Origin of the sequence: Bradyrhizobium sp. B120 (assembly GCF_049075665.1) — a bacterium.
In the GTDB taxonomy this organism is placed as follows: Bacteria; Pseudomonadota; Alphaproteobacteria; order Rhizobiales; family Xanthobacteraceae; genus Bradyrhizobium.
This window is the reverse complement of the sequence record NZ_CP185242.1, coordinates 1328770-1355675: the sequence shown is the minus strand read 5'-3', so window position 1 is coordinate 1355675 and position 26906 is coordinate 1328770. Positions and strand designations below refer to the sequence as shown.

The window sequence follows — 26906 nt, the reverse complement described above, 5'->3', positions numbered from 1 at the left end:
CGCCGTTGTCGTCATGCTAGGGTTGACTCGATCGCCGGGACAAGCCAACGCTTGCATGCCAGACCTACGACTTTAGTCGAGGACCACGCCGATTGTCCCGATTCTTCAGGCCGTTGCGGCCGCTTCCCCGGAGACGATAATCTGTGAACAACATTCGCTCGACGCTCGCGACGGTGTGGCGCATCGCCTCGCCCTATTTCAACTCCGACGACAAATGGGCAGGCCGCGGACTGTTGGCCGCGGTGGTGATCATCGAGCTCGCCACCGTCTTTCTGACCGTGCTGTTCAACCGCTGGAACAACGTTTTCTACAACGCGCTACAGGAGCGTGATCAGGCGGTCTTCACCTATCAGATCGGTTATTTCTGCGTGCTCGCGGCGTTCTGGATCGGCCTGAAGGTCTACCAGCTCTATCTCAATCAATGGCTGCAGATCCGCTGGCGGCGCTGGATGACCACGCGCTATCTCGGCGGCTGGCTGCACGATGCCAACCACTACCGCATGCAACTACTCGGCGATGCCGCTGATAACCCGGATCAGCGTATCGCCGACGACACCCAGCGCTTCGTCGAACAGACCCTGACGCTCGGGATCGGATTGCTGAGCGCCGTGGTGACGCTTGCTTCCTTCGTGTTCATCCTGTGGGGCCTTTCCAATCAGGCGCCGCTGCATCTTTTCGGCAAGGACATCGCGATTCCCGGCTACCTGGTGCTGGGCGCGCTGGTCTACGCGATCCTCGGAACGGTCTTGACCCATGTGATCGGCAGGCCGCTGGTCGACCTCAACTTCCGGCAGCAACGGTTCGAAGCCGATTTCCGCTTCAACCTGGTGCGGACCCGCGAGAACGCCGAGCAGATTGCACTGCTCCGCGGTGAACCGGCCGAGCGCACGCGATTGCTCGATCGCTTCGGATTCGTGGTCGGGAACTGGCTCGACATCATGCAACGAACCAAGAAGCTGACCGCGTTCACCGCGACCTATTCGCAGGCCGCCGTGATCTTCCCCTACGTGCTGATCGCACCGGCCTATTTCGCCAACAAGATCCAGCTCGGCGGCATGATGCAGACCGCTTCCGCCTTCAGCAGCGTGCAGGACTCACTGTCGTTCTTCATCACGGCCTACCGGACGCTGGCTGAATGGCAATCGGTGGTCGCGCGTCTCGATGGCTTCGAGAACTCGATCCGCGGTGGCGATGCGCTCGCGCAGCGGCAGGACATCATCCACGTCAAGCCCACAGCCGGCGACACCATCGATCTCGACGATCTCCTGGTCACCCTGCCCGACGGCAAGCCGCTGCTCGCGGCTGACGGCTTCAGCCTTCGCGACAATGAACGCACCCTGGTCACCGGTCCCTCCGGCGCCGGCAAGTCCACGCTGTTCCGCGCGGTGGCCGGCATCTGGCCGTTCGGCCGCGGCGCGGTCCAGATCCCCGCCAATGCCAGCCTGATGATGCTGCCGCAACGTCCCTATCTGCCGATCGGCTCGCTGCATGACGCGGTGGTCTATCCGGGCAAGGCCGCGCAATTCGATGCGGGACGGGTCCGCGAGGTTGTCACCGCCGTCGGACTGCCGCAGCTTGCGGCGCGGCTCGAGGAAGAAGCGCACTGGAACCGGATGCTATCGCTCGGCGAGCAGCAGCGGCTCGGCATCGCCCGGGCGCTGCTGCATGCGCCGCAGTTCCTGTTCCTCGACGAGGCGACGGCCTCGCTCGACGAGCCGTCGGAAGCCGCGCTGTACCGACTGATCGCCGAGAAGCTGCCCGACACCACGGTGGTTTCGATCGGCCACCGTTCGACGCTCGACGCCTTCCACCAGCGCAACATTTCGCTGGTCCGCGACGGCGACCGCTTCACCTTGCGTGACAAGGTCGAGGTTGGAGCATCGTAAGCACGCCGGAGCTGGGGCTTTTGGCTTAATCGGCTTACGGTGCTTTCGGTTCACCTCTCCCCGGCGGGGAGAGGTCGGCGCGCAGCGCCGGGTGAGGGCTCTTACCCTCTCGATAGACCGTAACCCCTCACCCGATTTGCTCACGCAAATCGACCTCTCCCTTCGGGAGAGGTTAGGCCGCCTGTGCTGCTCCAGTTCAGCCCGGCCTCACGACCATCAGGCGGCAATCCATCCAACAAAAAAGGGGCGGCAGATTGCTCTGCCGCCCCCGCGATCCTCGGAAGAGGAAATTACTTCAGGTTGGACATCGCGGTCAGGTCGACCGAGAGCTTGGCGATACCGGATGTGCCGCACCAGTTGGAGCCCGTGCCGCCCGGATTGATCGGGGTGACGTTGGTGGTTCCGCCCGCGGTGAAGTCGCTGGTGAAGGCGCTGCAATTGCCCTTCGACAGGTCGGTGTCGGAATAGCGCAGATCAAGCGTGAACACCTTGTAGGTGAAGCCGATGCCGATGTTCCAGGTGTTGTAGTCGGCATACTTGATGCCGTTCGGGAACGCCGGAACTCCGTAGAAGCTGTCGGAGGTGCCGAGCCACTGCCGGCCGAACTCACCCGACACATACATGCCGACGCCGCTGGTGCCGAACACGGTGCTCGGCGCGGTGTACTTGCCGATGATCGAGGAGTAGTTGCCCCAGGCGCCGGTGTTGAGGAAGTTGGGCGAGTAGTACTCGTTGATGGTGAACGCCCAGTTGTCGTTGATGGTCCAGGTCGCCTTGCCGTAGACTTCGAAGAACGAGACGTCCTTCTTCATCACGTTGCCGTTCAGCAGGGCGTTGGCTGCGCACTCCGGGCTGAGCAGCTTGCCGGCGGTGTCGGTCGGCGCGCCGAAGAAGCAGGTTCCACCCGGATACAGGTAGCCCCAGACACCGATGTCGAAGGCGAAGGCGCCGAAGGTCGGGCGGATACCGCCGTAGACGTCGACTTCGGCCGCAGCGCGGTTGGCGAAGGAGATGCTTTCGGTCGAGGTGCCGATGTAGAGCTGCAGGTCCTTGTTGACGTTGTAGCGCGGCTCGAAATAGGCGGTGACCGACGGATTGTGGTTCGACTGGGTGACGCCGCGGAAGATGTAGTCGCTCACGATGCCGGCGCCGAAGGCGACGTCCCAGGGATCGAAAGGAGCCGGCGGCGGCGCCTTGACGGCCTTCACCGCCATGTCAGCTGCCATTGCCGAGCTCGAAATCATTGCTAGCGCCGTTGCTAACAAGGCCAGTTTCTTCATGACGATCCCCATCTACTTTTCCAGACAGCCCAGCTCCGGTGGCCCCCAGGGCGCGCGATAACGGACTGCAACTAAATCGCGTGGGATCAATCTGAGGCCCGTGCACGGTACCGTGAAGGCGAAAAGACATGCATCTGCCGACTTTTTAGGCGTTCTGGCCGCCTCGCCACACGTTGGTTGGCGGGTGTTGCATTTACACCACAAGACTCAGGGCTCCCGCCCCAGTTGAGCGGCACGCAAAATCGGATTCGAGCAACAGTTCGACATACTGCGGTCGGTATCGACGCGAATCGCGTCTCCGCAAAACTACGGACGGCCGATACGGAAAAAGCCGCAGCGGCGTCCGCTGCGGCTTCGATCAGGTGAACCGGTGCAGGTTCGGCTAGTGGTGCTCGCTGTCGGTGCCCCAGCTCGGCGCCGGCTCGTGGCCCGGCGTGGCCCAGCTCGGCGCCGGCTGCGGCGCGGGCTCGGGCGCCGGGGGCGCTGCAACCGGGGCCGGCTTCGGCGCGGCGGCCTTCTTCGGAGCGCTCTTCTTGGCGGCCTTCTTCGCAGCCGGCTTCGCGGGCGCGGCTTTCTTCGGAGCAGCCTTCTTCGCAGCTTTCTTAGCGGTCTTCTTGGCGGTCTTCTTGGCTGACTTCTTCGCCGATTTCTTTGCAGACTTCTTCGCGGCCTTCTTCGCAGTCTTCTTGGCCGACTTCTTCGCGGACTTCTTCTTCGCCGCTACTGCCTTCTTGGCCTTTTTGGCCTTCTTGCTTTTCTTCGCCTTCTTCGACTTCGCCATCGTGGTCCTCCTGTTGCCGCTGATTTGAGTCCACCGCGTATTGAAGTGATCGCTTGCCGGTCAGCAGCTGCACCTCGAGGAGAGGCACCTTCCACTTCGCTTGTCGGGCATGATGGCCGCGCGATCGCTTCGCGTCTGTGGCAGGGAAGCGCCGGTCCTTCAGTTTGCGTCAGGGCAAGGCTGGGGTCCGGATCATGCTCGAATGGCAGTCGATCAATTCAATCCTGGCCGGGGACCTCCTGTCGCCCAATCGAGAAGCTCAATCGTGTGCACCACAGGAACTGACGTACCGCCGGCAATCTGAACCATGCACCCAATATTGCCCGCAGCGATCATGTCCGGTTTGACAAGCGCAATATTGGCGACCTTGCGATCGCGCAATCTGCTCGCAATGTCGGGCTGGAGAATGTTGTAGGTCCCCGCCGAACCGCAACACAAATGGCTCTCAGGCACATCTTTCACCACGAATCCATTCTTGGAAAGCAATTCTTTCGGAAGTTGGGTGATTTTCTGTCCGTGCTGCAACGAACAAGCCGAGTGATAGGCAACGGTGATGTCGCCTTTCTGCGTTGAAGGCGCGAGCTCGAGGCCAGCGAGATACTCGGTGATATCCTTTGCCAGCGCCGAGATTCGCTCGGCTGCTTCCGCGAATGTTTTGTCCTCGCGCAGCAGGTAGCCGTAGTCCTTGACGACTGTCCCACAGCCCGAGGTCGTCACCAGGATGGCGTCGAGCCCGTTCTGGTCCGCTTCCCTTTGCCACACCGTGACGTTGGCCCGTGCGCGCGCCAGCGCGTCGGCGTCCTGTCCCATGTGATGGGTCAGCGCGCCGCAGCATTGCTCGTCCTTGACCAGCACCACCTCGACGCCGTGCCGGGTCAGCACGTTGATCGCGGCCTGATTGATACGTGGCGCCAGCACCTGCTGGGCGCAGCCCTGCAGCAGCGCGACCCGCCCACGCCGACGGCCGGTCGCCGCAAACACGGTTCCCGCAGCCGGCCCCGGCGGCGGCAGGCCGCGCGGCGCCAGCGCCAGCATGGCCTTGATCCGCCGCAGCAGGCCCGGACTCGCCGCACCGACCGACGGCGTTGGCAGCAGCCCTGTGAACGGACGGGCGAGCCCGGCCAGGATCATGCTGATCCGGAACAGGCCCGGTCGCGGCAGCACGTAGGCGAGCACCGACCGCAGCAGCCGCTCGGTCAGCGGCCGCGCGTAATCCCGCTCGATCCTGACTCGGGCCTGGTCGACGAGGTGCATGTAGTTCACGCCCGACGGACAGGTGGTCATGCAGGCGAGGCACGACAGGCAGCGGTCGATATGCTTGACCACGTCCGCCGTCGGCGGCTTGTCCTTCTCCAGCATCTCCTTGATCAGGTAGATGCGGCCGCGCGGACTATCGAGTTCGTCGCCGAGCAGCACATAGGTCGGACAGGTCGCGGTGCAGAAGCCGCAATGCACGCAGGCGCGCAGGATCTTGTCGGCTTCCTTGATGTCGGGATCGGCGAGCTGCGCCAGGGTAAACTCGGTCTTCATGCCCCCCCGCCTCGCATCATCCGGCCGCGGTTGAGGACCGATCTCGGATCGAAACTCGCCCGGACCCGCTCGCCGAGCGCGGCAAGCCCGGCCGGCTGCGGCTGGAACACATCGACTGCACGGCGCACATCCTCGGTGGCGCGGATCAGGGTGGCGTGCCCGCCGACCGCCTCGACCTGGCCGCGGACCAGCGCGGCCTGCGCGTCGGTGCCCGGCGGCACCGCGGCCCAGATCAGCCCGCCGCCCCAATCGTAGATCACATCACCGCCGGTGGCGCGCGACAGCGCCTGACCGAGCGTGCCGCCTGAGGCCGGCGGGCAAACGATCCGCCACACCGGCCAGGCCCCGAGCGCGCCGTTCGCCGCGAACGGCACCACGTCGCGCAACGCGCTCCAGATCGAAGCCGAGGCGTCGTCAGCGAGGCTGTCGACCGTTCCATAGGAGGAGAGTGTCTGGCTGAGCGAGGCCGCCCGGTGGGCCGCCGACGCTGAAATGCCCTCAAGCCGCACCAGCGTGACCGGCTGGCCGGAGGCCGCGAGGCCGGCGAGCGCGCCGGTTCCGGACCGCAGCGCCGAACCGGGCAGATGCGCCGCGCCCGACACGTCGAAGGGCGAACCCAGCGCTGCCGTCATCGCCTTGTTGGCAGTGACGTCGTCGAGCCCGCGCAGCACCAGCGTCCGCTCGGCTTCCGGCTTCGGCATCACCTTGAGCGTCACTTCGGTCATGACCGCCAGCGTGCCCCAGGAACCGGTGAGCAGCTTGCAGAGATCGTAGCCGGTGACGTTCTTCACCACCCGCCCGCCGGTCTTGAAACTGTCGCCGAACCCGGACACCGCGTGCGCCCCGAGCAGATGATCCCGGGCACCGCCGGCCTTGATACGGCGCGGACCGGCAAGGCCGGCGCCGATCATGCCGCCGATCGTGCCGGCTCCCGCGCTGCCGAGCAGCACGGACATGTCCATCGGCTCGAAGGCGAATTGCTGGTTCTTGGCGTCGATCAGGGATTGCACGTCAGCGAGCGGCGCGCCGGCCTGCACGGTGATGATCAGCTCGTTCGGCTCATAGGAGCTGACCGCGTTCAGCACCGAGACGTCGAGCACCGCATTGGTCGCCATCGGATGGCCGATGGCGCGTTTCGATCCATGACCAATGACCTCAAGCGGCTGCTCGCTGGCGACAGCGGCGCGCACCACTTCTTCGACGTCCTGGACGTCTCTGACTTTCAGCGTTTCCACCCGCTAGGCGGTAACGAAATTCGGCGCCGAAATCAAATGCGACGAACCCCACCGTCGCCATGCCGACGGACTGGCCCGGGAGCCGGGCTTGCCGCCCGACAGTGGCGGGAACGGCGGTCGGGCCCCTGCTCGAGGTTTTGGCCACATCGCGCCTCCTGCGCAGGCGGAGACGCAACACTTCGACCGATGTCGAACCATTTTCACGACATCGACATTTCGACCGTCGCCTAACCGAGTGCGCGGCGCGATCCCCTATCTGTCGCGGTGCGGTTCGGCCGGCACGACGGTTGGCGCACTTCATCTGGAGGCGATCATGAAACGTTCGGACGTCACGACCACGACGATGATGCTCACCCGACGATCGGCCATCGGCTCGTTCGCCGCGATCATGACGATCGCCGGCGTCTCGCCCTGGACCGGATCGCAGGCTCGATCCGAGCAAAGCAACGGAGGAATGCAAATGAAGCACTATGCGATGAGCACGAGAACCATCAGCGATGTGATCAACACATCAGGACTGCTGGTGGTGGCGCAATGGGAAGCCAAGGACGGCCAGGCCGACAAGGTCGCGGCAATCCTCGACGGCTTCCTGCCCGAGGCGCAGAAGGACCCCGGCACCAAGCTGTTCCTGATCGGCCGCGGCAAGGACAATCCGGCGCAATTCCTGTTCTACGAATTGTTCCAGGACGAAGCGGCGTTCAAGGCGCATGCAGAGAGCGCCTACTTCAAGACCTACATCGCGGAGCAGGCACTTCCGCTGCTCGCCAAGCGCGAACGGACGCAATACGTGCTGCTTTAAGACGGTGCCGCGGGAGGGCTTGCGATGCAGGTCCTCCCCCTCCCGTACAATATCAGACCGACGCGCGGCTGCCGTCGAGCGTCGCACCCAACTCGATCCGCTCGGGCGATTTGCGCCAGAAGGCTGCGATCGAAATCCGGGAGAGCACCGCCGCCTCGATCTGTTCGACCTGCGCCCTGAGCCGAAGCGCATGCTTCTCGACGAGATGCCAGGACACGAACGCGACGCCGAAGGCAATCGGCAGGCTGATCAGGATATTCAGGTACCAATGCTGAACCGGACGGCCCAACGCCACAACGCACTGCTGGACGACGACTCCGTAAAGATACATCCCGTACGAGTAGTCGCCGGATGACACGATCCAGCCTCGCGGCGGGTTCATGAGCCCCAGATAGCACGCGACATACGCGGCGGGTCCAACAACAAACGCATCGGTGTATCCAGTGGCCATCCCGGCCGCGCAAAGCATCAGCGCGAGCAGGAACGCGGTGCGGTTGAACGGGACCTTGTCGCGCCAGAGATAGAAGCCGACACCTGCAAGGAAGCAGAACACGAGCAGCGGCGGACGAAGGTGAAGATATTGCAGGTCCGAATGGTAGATATCGTGGCAGGCGAAACCGATCTGGGCGAACACCAGAAACGCCAGATACAGCACCCTGTTGAAGCAGATCGTGGTCACGGCGAGCAGCGCCAGGATCACGTAGCACCACAGCTCATATGGGACCGTCCAAAGCTGCGCATTCACCGCAAAAGGTACCGGATTGTGCAGAAACACGCCCGGAAGCTCATAGTGGATGTCGCCGAAGATATTGTGAAAATAGGCATAGAATTTCGGGTCCGCGAAGTACTGCGCGAGGGGAAGCGCAGTGAAGATCGGACCGATGATGATGGCCGAGAGTGTCGTCTCGACCGCAAGCGCGGGCACAATGCGAAGCACGCGCAGGCCGAGAAATGAAACCAGGCTCTTGCACCTCAGCAAGCTCGCCGTCACCAGAAACCCGCTCAAGGCGAAGAAGAGCGCAAGGACCATTGCGCACCCGATGCGGATGTGGCCCAAGACCTCCATCGCCCGGTCGATCCCAAAGACGACGTTCACACTGTGCAGGCAGATGATGGTGGCCGCCAGCGCGAGCCGCAGATAGTCGAAGCCTGTGGGCCGATGGCGCGAAAGAGCCAACTGATCGGCCAGGCTGAACATAGGTTGCATTGCACTTCCGAGACAACTACATCATCGGAAACTATCCAGCAACAAACTAACAAGATATGAACGCATAACGTGTATGTGCAAACAGGCGCAATCTAAGCGACGCGCCACCGGATTCGCAGCAAGTAATGGTTAGAGGTTACCGGCCGGAAAGGACGATCGGTCGAACCGGATTGATCGGCCCAGGCTGGATGACAGCCTCTCGTTCGGCCTGCTCGGGCGATTTGCACCGGAAGCCGACGATCGAAATCCGCGACAGCACCGCAGCCTCGAAAGTCTCGACATGGCCGCGGAGCCGCAGCGCATGTTTCTCGACGAGATGCCAGGACGCGACGGCGACGCCGAAGGCGAGCGGCAGGCTGATCAGGATATTCAGATACCAGTGCTGAACCGGCGGGCCGAACGCGGCAACGCACTGCTGGATCACGAACCCATAGAGATAGAGCCCGTAGGAGTAATCGCCTGACGACACGATCCAGCTCCGTCGCGGGTTCATCAGGCCGAGATAGCACGCGACATAGGCGGCCGGCACCGGAGCCAGCGCGTCGCCGCGTCCCGTGGCCATGCCGGCGGCGCACAGCAACAGCGCAACCAGGCACGCCGTGCGGTTGAACGGCACCTTGTCGCGCCACAGGTAGAAGCCGACGCCGGCAAGGAAGCAGAACACCAGAAGATGCGGGCGAAGCTGGATCGGCACCTCTTCCCAGCGGTAGACGTCGTAGCTCACCAGCGCGACCTGAACGATCACCAGGAACACAAGGTACGCCACCCTGTTGAAGCAGATCGTGGTCACCGCGAGCAGCGCCAGGATGACGTAGCACCACAATTCATACGGCACCGTCCAGAGCTGGGCATTCACCACGTCCGGCATCGGATTGTGCAGGAAGACGCCCGGCAGCTCGTAATGGATGTCGCCGACCATATTGAGAAAATAGGCGTGGAATTTCGGGTCGGCGACATACTGCGCCAATGGCAGTTCGGTGAACACCGAGCCGATGATGACCGCCGACAGCGTCGTCTCGACCGCGAGCGCGGGTCCGATCCGAAGCACGCGCAGGCCTAGGAAGGAAATCAGGCTCTTGCACCGCTGCAGGCTCGCCGTCACCAGGAAGCCGCTGAGCGAGAAAAACAGCGCGAGGATCATCGCGATGCCGATGCGGAACGAGCCCAGGATTTCCAGCGCCCGGCCAAGGCCGAGCGTCACGTTCAGGCTGTGCAGGCAGATGATCGATACTGCCAGCGCAATCCGCATGTAATCGAAACCTGCGGGCCGATTGCGCGAAAGCGCCAGCTGATCAGCCAGGCTGGGCATCGATGTGGTCCCGAAGACATGCATCGTGGGAAAGTACCGAGGAACAGTTGAAGGTCGTGTAAACGGTGGCCGCCGCTGGTGCAGCGACATGCAACGGCAGCCCTGACGGCCTGCCGCCGCCGCGGCAAGCATCGGTTAAGGTTATCGGTCGGCTAGCGCGATCCGTCGAAATGGATCGATCGGCGAAGCGCTCGCAAATTCCACGTCCGCCAGCGGCCGACATCGATGCATGTTGGCCTTGGGGCCAATAGCCGGCGCGGCGCCTGATGCTCCAAAAGGACTGGCCGGCGCCATCGTCATTCGGCGACCGGCGATTTCGATCGCGGCTCAACCGTCGCAGGAGAACCGCCACCATGAACATCAAACCAACAGCCATCGCGCTGCTCGCGATGATCGTGGCCCAGCAGGCGCGCGCCGCAATGCTCACCGACGCCGAGGCGACGTTCCTCGACCAGCTCGCCACCGCGGCCGCGGTGCTCGAACAGCGATGCATCGGCTATGAGGCCAACGGTGCCGGCGGCGTTCAACTCGGCGCCAGGCTGCTCGGCAGCCCCGACGCCGCCATGGCCATGATCGGCGCCTTTGACGCGGCCATCAAGGCCAACGATGGCAATGACTACGATCCGCGCAAATTCCGTCCCGAGGTGTCCGAAGCTGCCGGCAAGACCTTCAGGCGGGTCCGGGCGGAGTTGATAGCTGACCCCGAACGGGCCTGCGCCGCATATGGCGATGCCAGCGCAGCGGGCGGCCTGGTAAGACGGTACTAGAACCGCGGGATATCCGGGAAGGCCAGCTTGCCGGCGTGGACATGGACGCGGCCGAGCTCGGCGCAACGATGTAGCGTCGGAAACACCTTGCCGGGGTTGAGCAGGCCCTGGGCATCGAAGGCGCATTTCAGCCGCTGCTGCTGGTTGAGGTCGATCTCGGTGAACATTTCCGGCATCAGGTCGCGCTTCTCGATGCCGACGCCATGCTCGCCGGTGAGCACGCCGCCGAGCTCGACGCAGCAACGCAGGATATCGGCGCCGAACGCTTCCGCCTTCTCGATCTCGCCCGGCTTGTTGGCATCGTAGAGGATCAAAGGGTGCAGATTGCCGTCGCCGGCGTGGAACACATTGGCGACGCCGAGGCCGTATTTCTCCGAGAGCTCGCGGATCCGCGCCAAGGCCTTCGGCAACGCGCCGCGCGGGATGGTGCCGTCCATGCAGAGATAGTCCGGCGAGATCCGCCCGACCGCCGGGAATGCCGCCTTGCGGCCGGCCCAGAACAGATTGCGTTCGGCTTCCGAGGTCGAGATCTGGCAGGAGGTCGAGCCGCAGCCCTGCGCGATCGCCTCGACCCGCTTGATCAGCTCGTCGACCTCGACCTGGGGCCCGTCGAGCTCGATAATCAGGAGCGCCTCGACATCGAGCGGATAACCGGCATGAACGAAGGCTTCCGCGGCGTGGATCGCCGGCTTGTCCATCATCTCCATGCCACCGGGGATGATGCCGGCGCCGATGATGGCGGCCACGCATTCGCCGGCCGCCTCGACCTCGGCGAAACCGACCATCAGCGCGCGCGCCGTCTCGGGCTTCTGCAAAATGCGCACCGTGATCTCGGTGATCACGCCGAGCAGCCCCTCCGAGCCGGTGATGATCCCCATCAGATCATAGCCGGCGTTCTCGGCCGACTTGCCGCCGATGCGCAGGATCTCGCCACTCATCAGCACGATCTCGCAGCCGAGCACGTTGTTGGTGGTCATGCCGTATTTCAGGCAGTGCACGCCACCGGAATTCTCCGCGACATTGCCGCCGATCGAGCAGGCGATCTGCGACGACGGATCGGGCGCGTAATAGAAGCCGGCATGGGCGACCGCCTGGCTGATTGCAAGGTTGGTGACGCCGGGCTCGGTGACGACAACGCGGTTGTCGAAGTCGATCTCGCGAATGCGCTTGAACTTGCCGAGCCCGAGCAAGACGCCGTCGGCGAGCGGCAGCGCGCCGCCCGACAGCGAGGTGCCGGAGCCGCGCGGCACCACCTTGATGCCTTGCTCCTGGCAATATTTGAGGACCTTCGCGACCTGCTCGGTGGTATCGGGCAGCACCACGACCATCGGCGGCTGCCGATAGGCGGTCAGGCCGTCGGATTCATAGGCCAGCATTTCGGCGGCGCTGTCGATCACGCCCTCGCCCGGGACGATGGCGCGCAAGGCGGCGACGATTTCGGCGCGGCGGGCAAGGACGGCCTGATCGGCCGCCGGCATCATGATGGACATCGGTGTTCCCTTGGCGCGCTCTGGCGCGCTTTGCGGATTTGTTACGACAAATCAATCAGGTCTGCACCTGTTTCAGTCACCCTGTTTCAATCACCCGGCCGAAGGTCGGATTGCCCCGCCCCGCAAGGGCGAGTTCTCTCTCGGACAAGCGGACGGTCATGAAACCTGTCAAAGTTTCGTGGCTTGTCCTGTCCAAGCCGGACATGCCACAAACCAAACACTACCCCCCGGGACGAAACGAAGAGAACCCCATGAACCTAAAGACCTTGAGCGGGCTGGCGGTCGTCACATCGCTGGCCACCGCATCCTCCGCGCTGGCGCAGGATGCCGCCGCCGGCAAGACCTCGTTCAACAAATGCCTCGCCTGCCACGCGATCGGTGAGGGCGCCAAGAACAAGGTCGGCCCCGAGCTCAACGGCCTCGACGGCCGCCACTCCGGCACCGCGCCGGACTACAATTATTCCGATGCCAACAAGAATTCCGGCATCACCTGGAACAAGGACCAGTTCCTCGACTACATCAAGGATCCGAAGGCCAAGATCCCCGGCACCAAGATGGCCTTCGCCGGCATCAAGAACGAGACCGAGGCCAACAACCTGTGGGCCTACGTGTCGTCGTTCGACAAGGACGGCAAGCAGAAGTAATCGGCGGTACCGGACGTCGTCCGCCCTGCGCAAATGCCGGGGCGGACGTGTTACCGCGATCAGCGCGGCAACAGATTGGTCCTGGCGAGATCGACCACCTCGTCGCCGCGGCCACTCATCACGGCGCGCAGCACCCACAGGCTGAAGCCCTTCACCTGTTCCAGCGTAATGGTCGGCGGCATCGACAACTCCTGCGTCGCGGTCACGACATCGAGCACCGCCGGGCCGTCATGCGCGAAGACGTTGCGGATCGCGCCCTCGAGCTCGCCGGGATCTTCCACCCTGACGCCGTGAATGCCCATGGCGCGGGCCATCGCCGCGAAATCCGGATTCTTCAGATCGACGCCGGTCTCGATGAAGCCGGCGGCCTTCATCTCCAGCGCGACGAAGCCGAGTACGCTGTTGTTGAAGATCACGACCTTCACCGGCAGCTTCGCCTGCGTCAGCGTGATCAAATCGCCCATCAGCATCGCAAAGCCGCCGTCGCCGGACATCGACACCACCTGACGCCCCGGCTGCGCCGCCTGCGCGCCGATCGCGTGCGCCATCGCATTGGCCATCGAGCCGTGCACCCAGGAGCCGACCAGCCGGCGCCGGCCATTCATTTTCAGATAACGCGCGGCCCAGATCGTCGGCGTGCCGACGTCGGCGGTGAACACCGCATCCTCGGTCGCCTGCTCGCTGAGCAGGCGAGCCAGATATTGCGGATGGATCGGCTTCTGCCCCGGCTTGCCGCGGGCGAGATCGTCGAGGCCGGCGCGGGCGTCCTTGTAGTGCGCGAGGCTGGCGTCGAGAAACTTGCGCTCGGTCTTGATCGTGAGCTTCGGCAACAGCGCGGCGATGGTCTCGCCGACGTCGCCGACGATGCCGAGATCGAGCTTGCAGCGGCGGCCGAGATTTTCCGGACGGAGATCGACCTGGGCGATGCTGATGCCGGTCGGGAAGAACTGCTTGTAGGGAAAGTCGGTGCCCAGCATCAGCAGTACGTCGCAGCCGTGCATGGCAGCATAGCCGGAGGAGAAGCCGATGAAGCCGGTCATGCCGACATCGTAGGGATTGTCGTACTCGACATATTCCTTGCCGCCGAGCGCATGCACGATCGGGCTCTTCAGCGTCTCGGCGAGCTTGATCAGGCCGTCATGCGCCCCGGCGCAGCCGCGGCCGCAGAACAGCGTGATGCGCTTTGCGCCATCGAGCAGCGCGGCCAGCGCGTTCAATTCGGCCTCGGCCGGGCGCACCACCGGCACCGGCGGCAGCAGCCCGGCGTTCGGCGCGATGTCGCGCTTCGGCGCCGGCCGCATCGCGACGTCGCCCGGCAGCACCAAAACCGCAACGCCGCGCTTGCCGACCGCGGCGCGGATCGCGTTCTCCAGCATGTAGGGCAGCTGCGCCGGATCCGACACCAGCTCGCAATAATGGCTGCATTCGCGGAACAGGTCCTGCGGATGAGTCTCCTGGAAATAGCCGCCGCCGATCTCGGCCGATGGAATCTGTGCTGCGATCGCCAGCACCGGCGTGCGGCTGCGATGCGCGTCGAACAGGCCGTTGATGAGATGGAGATTGCCCGGGCCGCAGGAGCCCGCGCATACCGCAAGGTCGCCCGTGATCTGGGATTCGGCCGCGGCGGCGAAGGCCGCCACCTCCTCATGGCGCACATGCAGCCAGTCGATCGTCCCGCGCTTGCGCAGCGCCTCGGTCAAGCCGTTGAGACTGTCGCCGACGACACCGTAGATGCGCTTCACGCCGGCCTGGGCAAGGGTTTCAGCGATGAGGTCGGCGATGTTGTCGATCCGCATGGGGCTTGTCCTTTGGGTGATATCTGTCGAGCCGCGCAGCCGCATGATGTTCGGCAGGCTGCGACCGCGCAAGCCTCACCGGATCACAGATTCGCGGGGACAGTCTTGTCCGCTGTTGCTGCCGGTTGGACCAACCGGTCAGCCATCGCCTCGATCTCGGATGCGACGAGATCGGGCGCCGCGTACTGCACCATGTGGCCGACACCCGGCAGCACGATGAGCTTGGCGTTCGGCGCTGACGCAGCGAGCGGCCGCGAATGGATTCTGGTCGAGACCGTCTTGTCGACGTCGCCCGAAATGATCGACAGCGGCGCCTTGATCTCCGCATAGCGCGGCGCCTGCTCGACCACGGCGGCCTTCAGGGTGACGAGGTCGCGCGCATTGGCGATGAATTCGCGCGGGCGCAGCAGGAGCAACGTCTCGCTGTCGCGGACGAAGTCGGCCGGCATCGGCTGCGGCGCGAACACGCCGCGCACGCCTGATGTCGTGACGAGATAACCGAGCGGCAGCGTGATGGTGTGTGCCAGCAACGGCCCGATCAGCGGCGTCGAGATCACATCATTGTAGCGGCCGGCGCCGCCACGCCAGGGATAGGCGACCGGGGCGAGCAGCGCGAGGCCCGCGACACGGTCCGGATGATCCAGCGCGATGCGCAACGCGAGCGCGCCGGCCCAGGAATGCGCCACCACGATCGCCCTGATGATGCCGAGCCTCGTCAGCGCCTCCGCGATCATCCGGCCCTGGATCGCCGGTGTCGAATCCGCCACGCGCTCCCGCGTGCTCCAGCCATGGCCCGGCCGGTCGATCAGGATCACCCGGCGGGTCTTGGCAATGCGGTCGCCGAGCGGCTGCATTGCGCGGAGATTGGAGCTTGCGCCATGCAGCATCACGACCGGCGGCCCCGCGGCATCGCGCGGGCCGAGCTCGACCACGTGCAGCCGCGCGCCGGATACCTCGATCATGCGGCCCCGAGGCGGAAAGGCCCTCTGAATGAGGCTGACGCCGATTTGCGTCGCCAGGGCCAGCCCTGCCGCCGCCAGCGCGATGATCGCGGTTAACATCGAGGGGATCCGGAAGATCTTGGGTAATTGAAGCGTCTTGGACACCTGAAAATTACGACGAAGCCAAAGTCAGGTTTCGCGTCGATTTGCCCGCAGCCCTGGGATGCCCTTGTTCGGAAAGCCAATTTTCGGTTGTCCGGTTCGCGCGCAAGGCGCAGTTGTCCACAATGCCCCCAGCCTGTGGATAGCGGGTTCATCCCACCGTCATTAGTAATTCCATAGATTGCCGGTGGCAATTTCGCCATCAGAGGCGAGGCTTCATCGAAACCGGGACGCACCGGGATGCCTCTTGGCTTTGTACACTGAATCCACAGGAACCTGCGTCCGCACGACGAGTTCAACGGGAAGTAATCGGAGGAGTACCATGATTTCCGACCCTAGCGATGTGGCCATCGATCAGATCGTGGCGAGCTGCAATGGCGACCTGCGCGGCGCCCTGAAGGCACTGTTGCTCGTGAATGAGCACCTGGAGGCGGAGCTTCAGCAATTCTATGCTGCGGTGGCCGAGGACTGCGCCTCCCGCGGCAAGTTCCTGCACTAGTCTCCTGCGCCGGGCCATATCGCGAGCAAGCATCAAGCTCGCGAGCCACGTGCCCATTCGCGGCCATCGGCCCGCGATCGCGATCCATCGCACGCAATCAATTGAAGGCGATCAGATGTCGCGGCCTTCGACCTTCTCGGTCAGCTGCTTGACGATCTGCGGCACCTTCTCGAGGTAGGGATCGACAGCCAGCGCCTTGCGGAAGGCGTCCAGCGCGCGCTTGTCGTCGCCCATGTCCTGCATGATCATGCCGACACCCGCCAGCGCGCCGAAATGGCGGGGCTCACGGGTCAAAACCTGCTGCAGGTCTCCCAGCGAACGGACATAGTCGTTCTTGAGATAGTAGATCGTCGCGCGCCGGTTCCAGGCCTCGACATAGTCGGGCCGGAGCTTGATCACCGCGTCCAGAAGCTTCAGCGCCACATCGATATTCTGGGCATCGAGCGCAGCCTTGGCGCGTACCATCAAGAGCGCCGCGGTATCGCTCGGGGTTTGCAGCCACAGCGCCCAGATCCGCGCCTCGACGTGGCGGGCGCTGTCCTCATCGGGCGCAGCTTTCAGAGCGCCGAACAGGAAATCCAGACCACGGGTGCGATCGGCCGGAACCTTCGGCAGCTTGGTCGGGGCTTCGGGCAGTTTCTTCTGGGCCTTCGGCGGCGGGATGACCCGCGGATCGTCCTGCGCGGCGGCCGCGACAGGCATGGCCAGAAGTGCTGCGATCACGATCGCCAGCCGGCGGTGGGTAGGCCCAAGGAAGTTGAATCCCATGACCCGAAGTCTAGACGCACAACGCCGCGCTGCAAAGCAGCACGGCGTCAAAGACCTGTGAAAGAGATGTGTTGGGATCGGCGCAATCGGCCAACCCGCGCCGGATCAACCCTGGCGCGCCTTGAAGCGGCGCTGGACCTTGTTGATCACGTAGACGCGGCCCTTGCGGCGGACCAGACGGTTGTTGCGATGGCGGCCGCGCAGCGACTTGAGCGAGTTACGGACCTTCATGGGACAATCCTGTTACTTCGAAAGGCCCGTGTTGGAGGCCGTACCTGATCAATGCCAATCGTCGGCAAAAGCCAATAGTTGGCGAAATGGGATTATCCCGACAAGCGGCCTACCGCGCGGGACGGCCGGGTTCTAAGCCATCGGACAGTTAAATGTCAACCGAGATGGGCCGATTTTCGGCCCTATCGCGGCCTGGAACCGGTGTCGGTCAACCTGCCACGCCATTGAGATCACATCAGAAACGGCGACCGCCGCGATATCCGGCGCCAAGCCCCGACCCGTCGCGGCGCTCTAGCGGTGGATTCATGGCCAGCGAATCGTGCTCGCACGCCGCGCTCGCGCCCACCCAAGGACCACTTCGCGGCCGCACTAAGCCCGCACCGCCATCGCCTTCCATCAACTCAGACGGCTTGCGAAAATTATTATATCATATAATTATTTTCCATCACCAACAAACACGCCGCCGGGGAAGCCGAATGCCCAAGCTCAAACTGCCCGACATCGAAAAGGTCACAGCGATCGACATCCACACCCATGCCGAGGAGCCGTGCGGCATGCATGGCGACGACGGCTATGACGATTTCCAGGCGCAGATGGCCGACTATTTCAAGTCGCCGCACAAGCATCCGCCGACCGTGCCGGAGACCGCGGCCTACTACCGCGCCAAGAACATCGCCGCGGTGATCTTCCCGGTCGACGCCGAGCGCGAGACCGGTTTCCGCCGCTACAAGAATGAGGAGATGCTGGAGATCGCCTCCGACCATCTCGACGTCCTGATCCCGTTCGTCTCGATCGACCCGCACAAGGGCAAGCTCGGCGTCCGCGAGGCGCGCAAGCTGATCGAGGAGTACGGCGTCCGCGGCTTCAAATTCCATCCGACCATGCAAGGCTTCTACGCCAACGACCGCATGGCCTATCCGCTCTATGAGGCGATCAACGAGGGCGGTGCGATCGCGCTGTTCCATACCGGCCAGACCGGCGTCGGCTCGGGCATGCCGGGCGGCATGGGGATGCGGCTGAAATATTCCAACCCGATGTACATGGACGACGTCGCGGCCGATTTGCCCGACCTCAAGATCATCCTCGCGCATCCCTCCTTCCCCTGGCAGGAAGAGGCGCTGTCGGTCGCGACCCACAAGCCGAACGTCTATATCGACCTGTCCGGCTGGTCGCCGAAATATTTCCCACCGATCCTGGTGCGCTACATCAACTCGATCCTGCAGGACAAGATGCTGTTCGGCTCCGACTGGCCCGTCATCACACCGGACCGCTGGCTCGCCGACTTCGCCAAGCTCGATATCCGCGATGAGATCCGGCCGAAGGTGCTGAAGGCCAACGCGCGGAAGATTTTGGGGATTTAGGGGAGTATCGTCGGCCGCACGCTTGCGGGGCGGCCGATGACGAACCGGGCCGGACTTGCCACCCTCCTCGCCGTGCTCCTGGTCGGGAGCGCGGGCGGCAAACCTGCGGCGGCAGCCGAAGCGCCCTCTGTGCTGGTCGAGTTCGAAAGCCCGCTCAACAACGCGCAGCCATTGCAGGGCCTGTTGCGGCGGCCGGAGCGACCGGGTCTCCTGCCCGCCGTGGTGTTGCTGCATGGCTGCAGCGGGCAGTGGCGGGAACTCGACGAGCGCTGGGGCAAACGGCTTGCGGCCTGGGGCTATGTCACGCTCACCGTGGACCGGTTCGGCCCGCGCGGCATCAGCAACACCTGCACCGGCGATGCCCCGGCCGCAACAGTTCACGACGCCTATCGCGCGCTGAGCTTCCTGAGCCGGCAATCCATGGTCGATCCGACACGCATTGCCGTGGTCGGCTTTTCGCAAGGCGGATGGCTCGCACTGTTCTCGGTCGAGCGCGGCGCGATCGAGGTCAACGCGACCGAAAAATTTCGCGCCGCCGTCGCCTTCTACCCGCGCTGCCTCGGCATCAAGGGCAACATGACCGTGCCGACCCTGATCATGGTCGGCGAACTCGACGATTGGACGCCGGCGCAAGAGTGCCGGAACCTGGCGGAAGGCCGCGACGATGACGGCATCTCGCGGCAGCAGGGCCTTGGTTATCCGATCGAGCTGATCGTCTATCCCGGCGCCCATCACGATTTCGACGAGCCGCAATATCGCACACCGGGCCGGCTGCTCGGTCATCACCTCGAATTCAACGAGCAGGTCCGCGATCAGTCCATCGACGCACTCAGGGAATTCCTGTATGCGACGATCGGCGGGCAAGAGAGACCACAATGACAATCAAAGCGATCGTCTTCGACGCCTACGGCACGCTCTACGATGTCCAGTCGGTGGCCGAAATCACCGAGGATGCATTCCCCGGCTATGGCGACATCATCACCCAGGTCTGGCGCATCAAGCAGCTCGAATACTCCTGGCTGCGCTCGCTGATGCGGCGCTACCAGGATTTCGCCACAGCGACCCGCGATTCCCTCGCCTACACGCTGCGCTGCCTCGGCCTGCAATATGACGAAGCGACCTTTGGGCGCATCATCGACAAGTATCAGCATCTTGCGCTGTATCCGGATGCGGTCGCCGCGCTCGAGGCAATGAAGGACAAGAAGCTCGCAATCCTCTCCAACGGCAGCCCTGATATGCTGAACGCGCTGGTGCGCAATTCCGGGCTCGACCGCCTGCTCGATGCAACCATCAGCGTCGATGCCCACAAGGTGTTCAAGCCGGCGCCCGAGGCCTACACGCTGATCGAGGAGGTGCTGAACGTACCGCCCGCGGAGGTCCTGTTCATCTCCTCCAATCCGTGGGACGCCTGCGGCGCCAAGGCGTTTGGACTCAATGTCGCCTGGATCGAGCGGGTGACGCCGGAAGCGATGGCGCTGGCCTGCGTCGAGAGCGAGACGGTCGCCCCATTGACGATGTTCAAGGCCCTGCGTACCCAGATGGACGAGCTCGGCGTGGTACCCAATCACCGGATCCACGGTCTCGCCGAACTTCCTGCCCTGGTGTCTGCCAGATCCTGACTAGCAAGGTCCTGAACAGCATGAGTCTCGCCTCCGTCCGCGCCTTCTTCGCCGAGAAGGCGCCCGATATCTCCGTGATCGAATCCTCCGTGAGCTCTGCGACCGTCGCGCTGGCGGCGGAGGCCTATGGCGTCGAGCCCGCGCGGATCGCCAAGACGCTGAGCCTGCGGGTCGGCGACCGCGTCGTGCTGATCGTCGCCGCCGGCACGTCGCGGATGGACAACAAGAAGGTGAAGGCAGCGTTCGGCGGTAAGCCGAAGATGCTCGGCCTCGACGAGGTTGCCGACATCACCGGCCACGAGGTCGGCGGCGTCTGCCCGTTCGGGCTGAAGACGCCGCTGCCGGTCTATTGCGATGTGTCGCTGAAAGCATTCGACGTCGTGGTGCCGGCCGCGGGCTCGACCCACAGCGCGGTGCGCATCACGCCCGAGCGGATGGCCGAGCTGACCGCGGCCGAATGGGTCGACGTCTGCGAAGTCAGGGCCCAGACAGAAGTCAGTGCCTAGACACTAGGGTCTGTACCTAAATAGCGACACGTGATTCTCTTGCCTACGTGTTGATTCGGGGGCGAGAGAATGCGCGATGGTTTGTTTTGGCTGAACGACAGGCAATGGGCGCGTATCGAACCGCATCTGCCGAGGGGACTGACGGGGCCGGATCGGGACGACGACCGACGCATCGTCAGCGGCATCATTCACATGTTGCAATCGGGTGCACGATGGCGTGATTGTCCACGTGAATACGGCCCTTACACGACGATCTACAATCGCTTCAATCGCTGGGCCAAGCGAGGACGATGGTGCGCAATCTTCGAAGCGCTGGCCAAACCTGGCGAAGACGGCGTCGTACTGTCGCTCGACTCGACCTCGATTAAAGCTCACCGGTGTGCCTCCGGCGGAAAAGGGGGGAGCACAATCAAGCAATCGGCCGCTCGCGCGGAGGCCGCACGACAAAAATCCATGCGCTGAGCGATCCGCTCTGCCGGCCGGTCGTCCTGCATCTGACTCCAGGCCAGTATGCCGATATCGCTGCGGCTCCCGATGTCCTGGCGCTCGCGCCACCCATGAGCGTGCTCCTCGCCGACAAAGGGTATGATGGCGACAAGCTTCGCGGCGAAATCATTCGTCGCGGCGCCAAGCCCGTAATCCCCAATAAATCTAACCGTGTCGTCATCCATCGCTTCAACAAACGCGCCTACAAAGGACGAAATGTCATCGAACGCTGCTTTTGCAGGCTCAAGGACTTCCGGCGCATCGCCACGCGATATGACAAGCTCGGCCGTAATTTTTTGGCCGCTGTTCATCTCGCCGCTCTCGTCGCATATTGGCTCAATTGAGTCTCAACCCTAATCCTCATCATCGTCGGGCCGCGGCGGCGCAACCGGGGGCGGCTGCATCTGCTGCGGCGTGTGCGGCCGCTGCATCGTCTGCGGCTGCGGAGCGCGCCCCTGCGTCTGCGCCTGTTGCTGCGCATTCGACTCGAACACCGCACGGCAGGAACTGCCAAGCAGCGCCGTGTTCTGCCGCAGGCAGGCGACGATCCGATTGGTGTCGGGAATCTGATCGCTGCACAGCCGCATCACGTCGGGCGTGCACGCCATCTGCTGTTCCCAGGTGCCGCGATACTCCTGCGACAACGCAGGCGCGGCAGTGCCGAGGCCGCTGATCGCGATCGCTAAGCTCAGGACAATCCGCTCCGTCTGCATGCCCAGTGCCTTTATTCAATGAGAGTTCGATTTCATCCGCGTGCATGGTTCCGCGCGGCGACTTGCTTCAAAAATGGCAAATGAATGCGGCCAAGGATCGTTCGCGCAGACAACAAAATGTGAAGGCCAATAAATCTCGGTTCCCTATCCTTGCCGATCTTCTTCACCGCCGCGATCAACCGCGCGCTGTCGTCTGCAACAAATTTTGAAAACTCCGGCGCGTCTACCTCCCCCGCAAGCGCAGGGCAATCGCATATGGCAGCGAAAAGCTTGGCACTGCGACTTCCACGTTTCGTCATGGCCGGGCCTGTCCCGGCCATCCACGTCTTTCTCACGCGGAAACCAAGACGTGGATGCCCGGCACAAGGCCGGGCATGACGAGTTTGCCGCAGTCTGCCGCGGGGCCGGTTCAACCTGACTTGATGATCCTTTAGCGCCGACGCGCCGCCTTGCGCGTCTTTCCGGCCGACCGCTTCCTGGCCGCGCCGCGCTTGGTCGCGGTCTTCTTGCTGGCGGCCGCGCGGCGGACCGGCGCGGCGGCTGCCGGACGCTTGCGCGCCACGGCCTTCTTGACCGCCTTCCTCGCCGAACTCTTGGCCGCTTTCTTCGCTGCCTTCTTGGCGGCTTGCGGGCGTGCGCGCCGTGCTGTCGACGTACTCCGGCGCCGCGCGCCACTTCCCCCGATCGGAACGATGTGGTCGTCGGCATCGAGTGTGAGCTGCTGGAGCGGATATGCAGGAAGGAAGCTCGGATCGTTGTAGAGCTTGCTCAGACTGCCCTGATCGAACTTGCCGCCCTGCCCGCGATCTTCACCCGCGCCGGCGCGCCAGGCCGCTTCCCAGACCCGGGCCAGGGTCTTGGCGCCGTCCTGCATGCAGGCTGCCGTCGCATCCTTCAGCTTCGACCACAGCACATCGACCTGTCCGCTTCCCATGTGCGAGTTGAACAAATTGACGATGGTCATCGGCGGCAGCCGCTTCACGGTTCGCTGCATCAGCGCGACCACGGCGACCGCGGCATCGCGGCCGGTCGGCGTGCCGCCCGCAACGATCTCCGCGACGTCGCTGGTCCGGGCGTCGGGGATCATCTTGATGAGATCCTTGCCGTGACGCCCGATCATCGTGGTCTCGTACACGCTGTGCACCTTGGCGTGCGCCTTGTCGTTCAGATCGAGGCCATGGTGGAATTGCGAGATGTGCAGCGGCTGGCAGGCATCACCGATGTAATGCGCGACGATTCCCGCGGCACAGACGAATTCCAGCTTCTTGTTGGCGGCGGCATATTCGACCATCTCATCGAAGATCTGCCAGACCCGGAACGGCAACGCGCCGCGGCGGTCCTCGCCGATCCCTTCGTAATAGTCGTTCCAGACCTTTGGATCGACGTTGCGCGTGGACTCGGCGCAAAGATCCAGCAGCGTCTTGCCGTCCTTGCCCGGCTTGTCCATGTCTGCGAAATGGTTGCTCTCGTCGGTGTGCCGGGTGAAGCGCCAGACCAGGTCGGCGACGTCGGCCAGCGGCGCGAATGCGCCGCGCTGATATGGCTTGAGGTCTTGGAGCAGCTTGTCGTCGAGGCCGATATTGTCGGCATTGGCGTCCATCATGGCCGAGAGCTTGGGAAGCTTCGCATCGATCAGGCCGGTCGCATAGGCGCCGATCTTGACGTGTCCCCATTCGCCCCAATACTCGGTGTGGCCGGCGTTCCAGTCGCCGATCAGCTCGACATCGAGCTCGCGGCACAGCGTCGCCATGCAGATGCCGAGCGCGACCTGCATCGGAATCTTGCCGCCCGATCCGAACAATTCCTGGCCGCCCCATTCCAGCGCCAGGGGACTGAGGATGCGCGCGCCGCCGGCGTTCTTCTTCGCATCCGGATCGTCGAGAAACCAGATCGTGCCGGAATCGCCGGGATAGTTGTTGAGCGGCGTGTCGCTGTCGCGCGGACCGATCACGAAATCGCTGACATATTCCATGCCGCCGACGGTCTTGTAGCGATAGAACAGGCCGATGATCTTGCCCTTCATCAATCCGCTGGTCGCGCCGAAGGCGATCAGCGGCTGGTTGATGATCTCGAGGCGGAAGGTGCCGACATTGAGATCGACGACGTCGCCGACCTGGCCGACGCCGTAGACCTGCGCGGTCCAGCCCTTGACGTCGTCGACGCGGATCAATCCGGCATCGAGATTGGCCACCACCCGCGCGCCGGGCCAGCCGGGATAGACGTCGCTGAAGGCGCGCTTGCCGAGTTGCAGCGCATCGCTGACGCCGAGACGCCGCTCCGTGTTCTTGAAGCCGGCGAAGATCTCGCGCCCGGCCGCGCCGACCACGTGGCGGTTGGAGAGCGCAAACACGGTCTCGCCATTGGTGACGAGACACCCGATCGAGCCGCGATGGATCTTGCCCTGGATCATGGTCTGGACCGGAAAGCCGCCGCCAACCAGCTCGCTCTTGAACACCGGCGGGTCGACGACGCCGGGGCTGTCCTCGTTCGGGTCGACCTTGACGACGCAGGTGGGGACGACGCGCCCGTCAGGCAGATACAGGAACGGAGGCACCAGCTGGTCCTGCTTCTCCGGATGGTTCTTCAGCTCGGAGCGCTTCATCCAGTCCCGCACGAAGACGAGGATGCAGGGCCACGACCAGTCCTTGACCGACGAATTGAACAGCGTGCGCGGTCCGAGCGCCTGCGGCTTGGAATGGTGCCGCCGTTCGGTCGCGTTGCGGTCGCTGTCGCGGATCAGATAGCGGCCGATCGCCGTCGCGTAGACCGATTGCAGATGGGCCAGATGCACATGATAGGCCTCGCGGGCATCGAGCAGATCCTTCACCGACAATGATGTGAAATCATGCTTGGTCAGGTCAATCATCTGGTTCCTCCGAAAATGCGCTTGGCGGCAACAGGTTCAGGACGCAGAAATAGACGATCGCGGCAGCCCACGATCATGGGTTAGTTCACACAACTTATACAATTTAAAAGGGATGACACGAATGTGACGGGTCACGCGGCGTTGAGCCTCGTGTGTGGATTCGATACTTCCGGTGAGCGCTGCCCCTTTACTTCCGCTGCGCGCGGCCTTTCGCGAAATGGCTGGCGAGGAAATCCGCCAGCACTTCGACACGGGCGGGGCGCGGGCCGCCCGGCGGCGTGACGAGATGCACGGCGCCCTCAGGCTGCTTCCAGCCTTTCAGGATCACCTCGACCTCGCCGCGTGCGATCGCATCGCCGACGATAAAGTCGGGCAGATCGGCGATGCCGAGGCCGGCGAGCAGCGCGGGCATCACGGCCTCGCCGTTGTTGACGCGCAACTGGCCGGCGGGACGCACGCTCGCCTGCTCGCCCGACGCATTGGTGTAGTGCCAGACGCCCTGGGTCGAGAGATAGGCGTAGCCGAAGCATTTGTGCTCGGCGAGATGCATCGGATGGGTCGGCCGGCCGTAGCGCTTCAAATAGGACGGCGCTGCCACCGTATAGCGCGGCATGCCGCACAGCCGCCGCGCGATCAGCGAGGAATCCGGCAGCCGCGCGATGCGCAGGCCGGCATCAAAGCCTTCGCCGATCAGATCGACCGTCGCGTCGCTCAGATGCAGATCGATCGCGACCTCCGGATAGGCCTCCATGAATTCCGGCAGCAGCGGCGCCACCGTCTTGACGCCGAAGGTCATGGGCACCGCGAACCGCACCAGGCCGCGCGGCGTGGTCGATTGCGCCAGCGCCTCGCTCTCGGCGGCCTCGCCGTCGGCCAGCAGCCGCGCGGCGCGCTCCGACAATTTCTGGCCGGCATCGGTCAGCGCCAGCCGCCGCGAGGTGCGGTTGAACAGCCGCGCGCCGAGCCGCTCCTCGAGCCGGCTGACCGCCTTCGAGACCGTCGCCTTGGACAGCGAGAGCTCAGTCGCGGCCGCCGCAAACGACCGTAATTCCATCACTTTTGCGAAGATCGCGAGCGCCTCGAAGTCCGGCAGTTTCGACATGGGCCGCTGTCCTGATCGTTTAATTTGGAAACAATGAGTTTCAATAGTTTCTATTTCTATACCACAGCCGGAGGCATATCCAAGTGCCATCAAATTCAATCGGTGGAGAAATCCAATGACCAAGAAGCTCTCAGGCAAGGTTGCCCTCGTCACCGGCGGTTCGCGCGGCATCGGCGCCGCCAGCGCCCGCGCGCTCGCCGCGGAAGGCGCCAGCGTCGCGATCAGCTACGTCGCCTCTCCCGAAAAGGCGGAAGCCGTCGTCGCCGAGTTGAAGGGCAAGGGCGTCAATGCCCGCGCCTACAAGGCCGACCAGGCCTCGTCATCCGATGTCGATCAGCTGGTGAAGACCGTCGCCAAGGATTTTGGCCGGCTCGACATCCTCGTCAACAATGCCGGTGTCGCATCCGGCGGTGCGGTCGACGATCCGAAGGCCGACACCGCGACGCTCGCCCGCCAGGAGGCCATCAATGTCGACGGCGTCATCACCGCGATCCGCGCCGCCTCGAAGCTGATGGGTGAAGGCGGCCGTATCGTCACCGTCGGCTCGATGCTCGCCGATCGCGCCTCGTTCCCGGGGCTTGCCGACTACGTCGCCAGCAAGGCGGCCGTCGTCGGCTACACCAAGGGCGCGGCACGCGACCTCGGACCGCGCGGCATCACCGTGAACGTGGTGCAGCCCGGCTCGATCGACACCGACATGAACCCGAAGGACGGCGGCGAGTTTGCCGAGACGCAACGCTTGCAGCACGCGCTGCAGCGCTTCGGCCGCCCGGAGGAAGTCGCCGCCGGCGTCGTGTTCCTGGCAAGCCCGGAAGCATCCTTCGTGACCGGCACCGTGCTCAACGTCGACGGCGGCTTCGGCGCCTGACCCGCAAATCATCTGGAGACGCCGGGCGCGGTGCGCCCGGCCCCCCAAACATTCACATCA

Annotated in this window: 25 protein-coding genes and 1 pseudogene; 11 read left to right on the top strand and 15 right to left on the bottom strand. The window is 64.0% G+C overall.

Going from position 1 to position 26906, the window contains the following annotated elements:
* Positions 1-143 precede the first annotated feature (143 nt).
* Positions 144-1886, top strand: a complete 1743-nt coding sequence (locus tag ACOIX3_RS06440; RefSeq protein WP_420968947.1) for an ABC transporter ATP-binding protein/permease — start codon at positions 144-146, stop codon at positions 1884-1886.
* A gap of 290 nt (positions 1887-2176) precedes the next feature.
* Here ACOIX3_RS06440 and ACOIX3_RS06435 read toward each other — a convergent pair whose 3' ends face one another.
* From ACOIX3_RS06435 to ACOIX3_RS06420, 4 genes are all read right to left on the bottom strand, one after another.
* Complete coding sequence (locus ACOIX3_RS06435; RefSeq protein WP_420968946.1) at positions 2177-3166, bottom strand: TorF family putative porin; 990 nt, start codon at positions 3164-3166, stop codon at positions 2177-2179.
* A 382-nt stretch (positions 3167-3548) separates the two neighbouring features.
* Positions 3549-3947: a histone gene (locus ACOIX3_RS06430; RefSeq protein WP_420968945.1), complete on the bottom strand. Its 399-nt coding sequence runs from the start codon at positions 3945-3947 to the stop codon at positions 3549-3551.
* A 213-nt stretch (positions 3948-4160) separates the two neighbouring features.
* Positions 4161-5477 (bottom strand): glycolate oxidase subunit GlcF, encoded by a 1317-nt coding sequence (glcF, locus tag ACOIX3_RS06425; RefSeq protein WP_420968944.1) that lies wholly within the window; start codon positions 5475-5477, stop codon positions 4161-4163.
* A complete protein-coding gene (locus ACOIX3_RS06420) occupies positions 5474-6712 on the bottom strand; it encodes an FAD-binding protein (RefSeq protein WP_420968943.1) in 1239 nt (412 codons plus the stop codon). The genes glcF and ACOIX3_RS06420 overlap by 4 nt, the downstream gene beginning before the upstream one ends.
* 313 nt (positions 6713-7025) lie before the next feature.
* Here ACOIX3_RS06420 and ACOIX3_RS06415 point away from each other — a divergent pair, with 313 nt between their 5' ends.
* Positions 7026-7511, top strand: coding sequence for a putative quinol monooxygenase (locus ACOIX3_RS06415; protein ID WP_420968942.1), 486 nt, complete (start codon positions 7026-7028; stop codon positions 7509-7511).
* A gap of 52 nt (positions 7512-7563) precedes the next feature.
* Here the strand turns inward: ACOIX3_RS06415 and ACOIX3_RS06410 are convergent, their stop codons facing one another.
* Together ACOIX3_RS06410 and ACOIX3_RS06405 are read right to left on the bottom strand one after the other, a co-directional pair.
* Entirely contained in the window at positions 7564-8709 is a 1146-nt protein-coding gene (locus ACOIX3_RS06410; RefSeq protein WP_420968941.1) for an acyltransferase family protein, read from the bottom strand.
* A 145-nt stretch (positions 8710-8854) separates the two neighbouring features.
* Positions 8855-10027, bottom strand: coding sequence for an acyltransferase family protein (locus tag ACOIX3_RS06405; RefSeq protein WP_420968940.1), 1173 nt, complete (start codon positions 10025-10027; stop codon positions 8855-8857).
* Positions 10028-10380: 353 nt separating this feature from the next.
* Between ACOIX3_RS06405 and ACOIX3_RS06400 the strand changes: the two genes are divergently transcribed.
* Positions 10381-10794, top strand: a complete 414-nt coding sequence (locus tag ACOIX3_RS06400) for a hypothetical protein (RefSeq protein ID WP_420968939.1) — start codon at positions 10381-10383, stop codon at positions 10792-10794.
* Here ACOIX3_RS06400 and ACOIX3_RS06395 read toward each other — a convergent pair.
* Entirely contained in the window at positions 10791-12284 is a 1494-nt protein-coding gene (locus ACOIX3_RS06395; protein ID WP_212313603.1) for an FAD-linked oxidase C-terminal domain-containing protein, read from the bottom strand. The genes ACOIX3_RS06400 and ACOIX3_RS06395 overlap by 4 nt on opposite strands.
* A 251-nt stretch (positions 12285-12535) precedes the next feature.
* Between ACOIX3_RS06395 and cycA the strand changes: the two genes are divergently transcribed.
* On the top strand, positions 12536-12928 hold the full coding sequence (gene cycA / locus ACOIX3_RS06390) for a cytochrome c-550 CycA (protein WP_420968938.1): 393 nt from the start codon (positions 12536-12538) through the stop codon (positions 12926-12928).
* A 59-nt stretch (positions 12929-12987) separates the two neighbouring features.
* Here the strand turns inward: cycA and poxB are convergent, their stop codons facing one another.
* Both poxB and ACOIX3_RS06380 read right to left on the bottom strand, forming a co-directional pair.
* On the bottom strand, positions 12988-14724 hold the full coding sequence (poxB, locus tag ACOIX3_RS06385) for a ubiquinone-dependent pyruvate dehydrogenase (RefSeq protein ID WP_420968937.1): 1737 nt from the start codon (positions 14722-14724) through the stop codon (positions 12988-12990).
* Between the two features lie 83 nt (positions 14725-14807).
* Positions 14808-15785: an alpha/beta fold hydrolase gene (locus tag ACOIX3_RS06380; RefSeq protein WP_420968936.1), complete on the bottom strand. Its 978-nt coding sequence runs from the start codon at positions 15783-15785 to the stop codon at positions 14808-14810.
* Positions 15786-16149: 364 nt separating this feature from the next.
* On the opposite strand from ACOIX3_RS06380, the gene ACOIX3_RS06375 reads away from it, so the two are divergent.
* The gene (locus tag ACOIX3_RS06375; protein ID WP_198964552.1) at positions 16150-16326 is read left to right on the top strand and encodes a hypothetical protein; all 177 of its coding nucleotides are present in this window, start codon (positions 16150-16152) and stop codon (positions 16324-16326) included.
* A gap of 111 nt (positions 16327-16437) precedes the next feature.
* Here the strand turns inward: ACOIX3_RS06375 and ACOIX3_RS06370 are convergent, their stop codons facing one another.
* A complete protein-coding gene (locus ACOIX3_RS06370) occupies positions 16438-17094 on the bottom strand; it encodes a tetratricopeptide repeat protein (protein ID WP_420968935.1) in 657 nt (218 codons plus the stop codon).
* A gap of 105 nt (positions 17095-17199) precedes the next feature.
* The gene (gene ykgO / locus ACOIX3_RS06365; RefSeq protein WP_002718645.1) at positions 17200-17325 is read right to left on the bottom strand and encodes a type B 50S ribosomal protein L36; all 126 of its coding nucleotides are present in this window, start codon (positions 17323-17325) and stop codon (positions 17200-17202) included.
* A gap of 476 nt (positions 17326-17801) precedes the next feature.
* Between ykgO and ACOIX3_RS06360 the strand changes: the two genes are divergently transcribed.
* The 5 genes and pseudogenes from ACOIX3_RS06360 (at position 17802) to ACOIX3_RS06340 (ending at position 21641) form a co-directional block, all read left to right on the top strand.
* Positions 17802-18686, top strand: coding sequence for an amidohydrolase family protein (locus tag ACOIX3_RS06360; protein WP_420968934.1), 885 nt, complete (start codon positions 17802-17804; stop codon positions 18684-18686).
* Between the two features lie 36 nt (positions 18687-18722).
* Entirely contained in the window at positions 18723-19565 is an 843-nt protein-coding gene (locus tag ACOIX3_RS06355; protein ID WP_420968933.1) for a dienelactone hydrolase family protein, read from the top strand.
* Positions 19562-20305 carry a haloacid dehalogenase type II gene (locus tag ACOIX3_RS06350; protein ID WP_420968932.1) on the top strand — a complete coding sequence of 248 codons (744 nt, stop codon included), beginning with the start codon at positions 19562-19564 and terminating at the stop codon, positions 20303-20305. The genes ACOIX3_RS06355 and ACOIX3_RS06350 overlap by 4 nt, the downstream gene beginning before the upstream one ends.
* A 20-nt stretch (positions 20306-20325) precedes the next feature.
* A complete protein-coding gene (locus tag ACOIX3_RS06345; RefSeq protein WP_420968931.1) occupies positions 20326-20811 on the top strand; it encodes a YbaK/EbsC family protein in 486 nt (161 codons plus the stop codon).
* A gap of 47 nt (positions 20812-20858) precedes the next feature.
* A pseudogene (locus tag ACOIX3_RS06340) lies at positions 20859-21641 on the top strand (IS5-like element ISBj2 family transposase).
* Positions 21642-21650: 9 nt separating this feature from the next.
* On the opposite strand, the gene ACOIX3_RS06335 reads toward ACOIX3_RS06340, so the two are convergent.
* From ACOIX3_RS06335 to ACOIX3_RS06320, 4 genes are all read right to left on the bottom strand, one after another.
* Positions 21651-22010: a hypothetical protein gene (locus tag ACOIX3_RS06335; protein ID WP_420968930.1), complete on the bottom strand. Its 360-nt coding sequence runs from the start codon at positions 22008-22010 to the stop codon at positions 21651-21653.
* Positions 22011-22042: 32 nt separating this feature from the next.
* Positions 22043-22309, bottom strand: coding sequence for a hypothetical protein (locus tag ACOIX3_RS06330; protein WP_420971985.1), 267 nt, complete (start codon positions 22307-22309; stop codon positions 22043-22045).
* Positions 22310-22440: 131 nt separating this feature from the next.
* Positions 22441-24876: a hypothetical protein gene (locus tag ACOIX3_RS06325; RefSeq protein WP_420968929.1), complete on the bottom strand. Its 2436-nt coding sequence runs from the start codon at positions 24874-24876 to the stop codon at positions 22441-22443.
* A gap of 187 nt (positions 24877-25063) precedes the next feature.
* Complete coding sequence (locus tag ACOIX3_RS06320) at positions 25064-25978, bottom strand: LysR family transcriptional regulator (RefSeq protein WP_342724370.1); 915 nt, start codon at positions 25976-25978, stop codon at positions 25064-25066.
* Positions 25979-26093: 115 nt separating this feature from the next.
* Here ACOIX3_RS06320 and ACOIX3_RS06315 point away from each other — a divergent pair, with 115 nt between their 5' ends.
* Positions 26094-26846, top strand: a complete 753-nt coding sequence (locus ACOIX3_RS06315) for an SDR family NAD(P)-dependent oxidoreductase (RefSeq protein WP_212011787.1) — start codon at positions 26094-26096, stop codon at positions 26844-26846.
* The last annotated feature ends 60 nt before the right edge of the window (positions 26847-26906 follow it).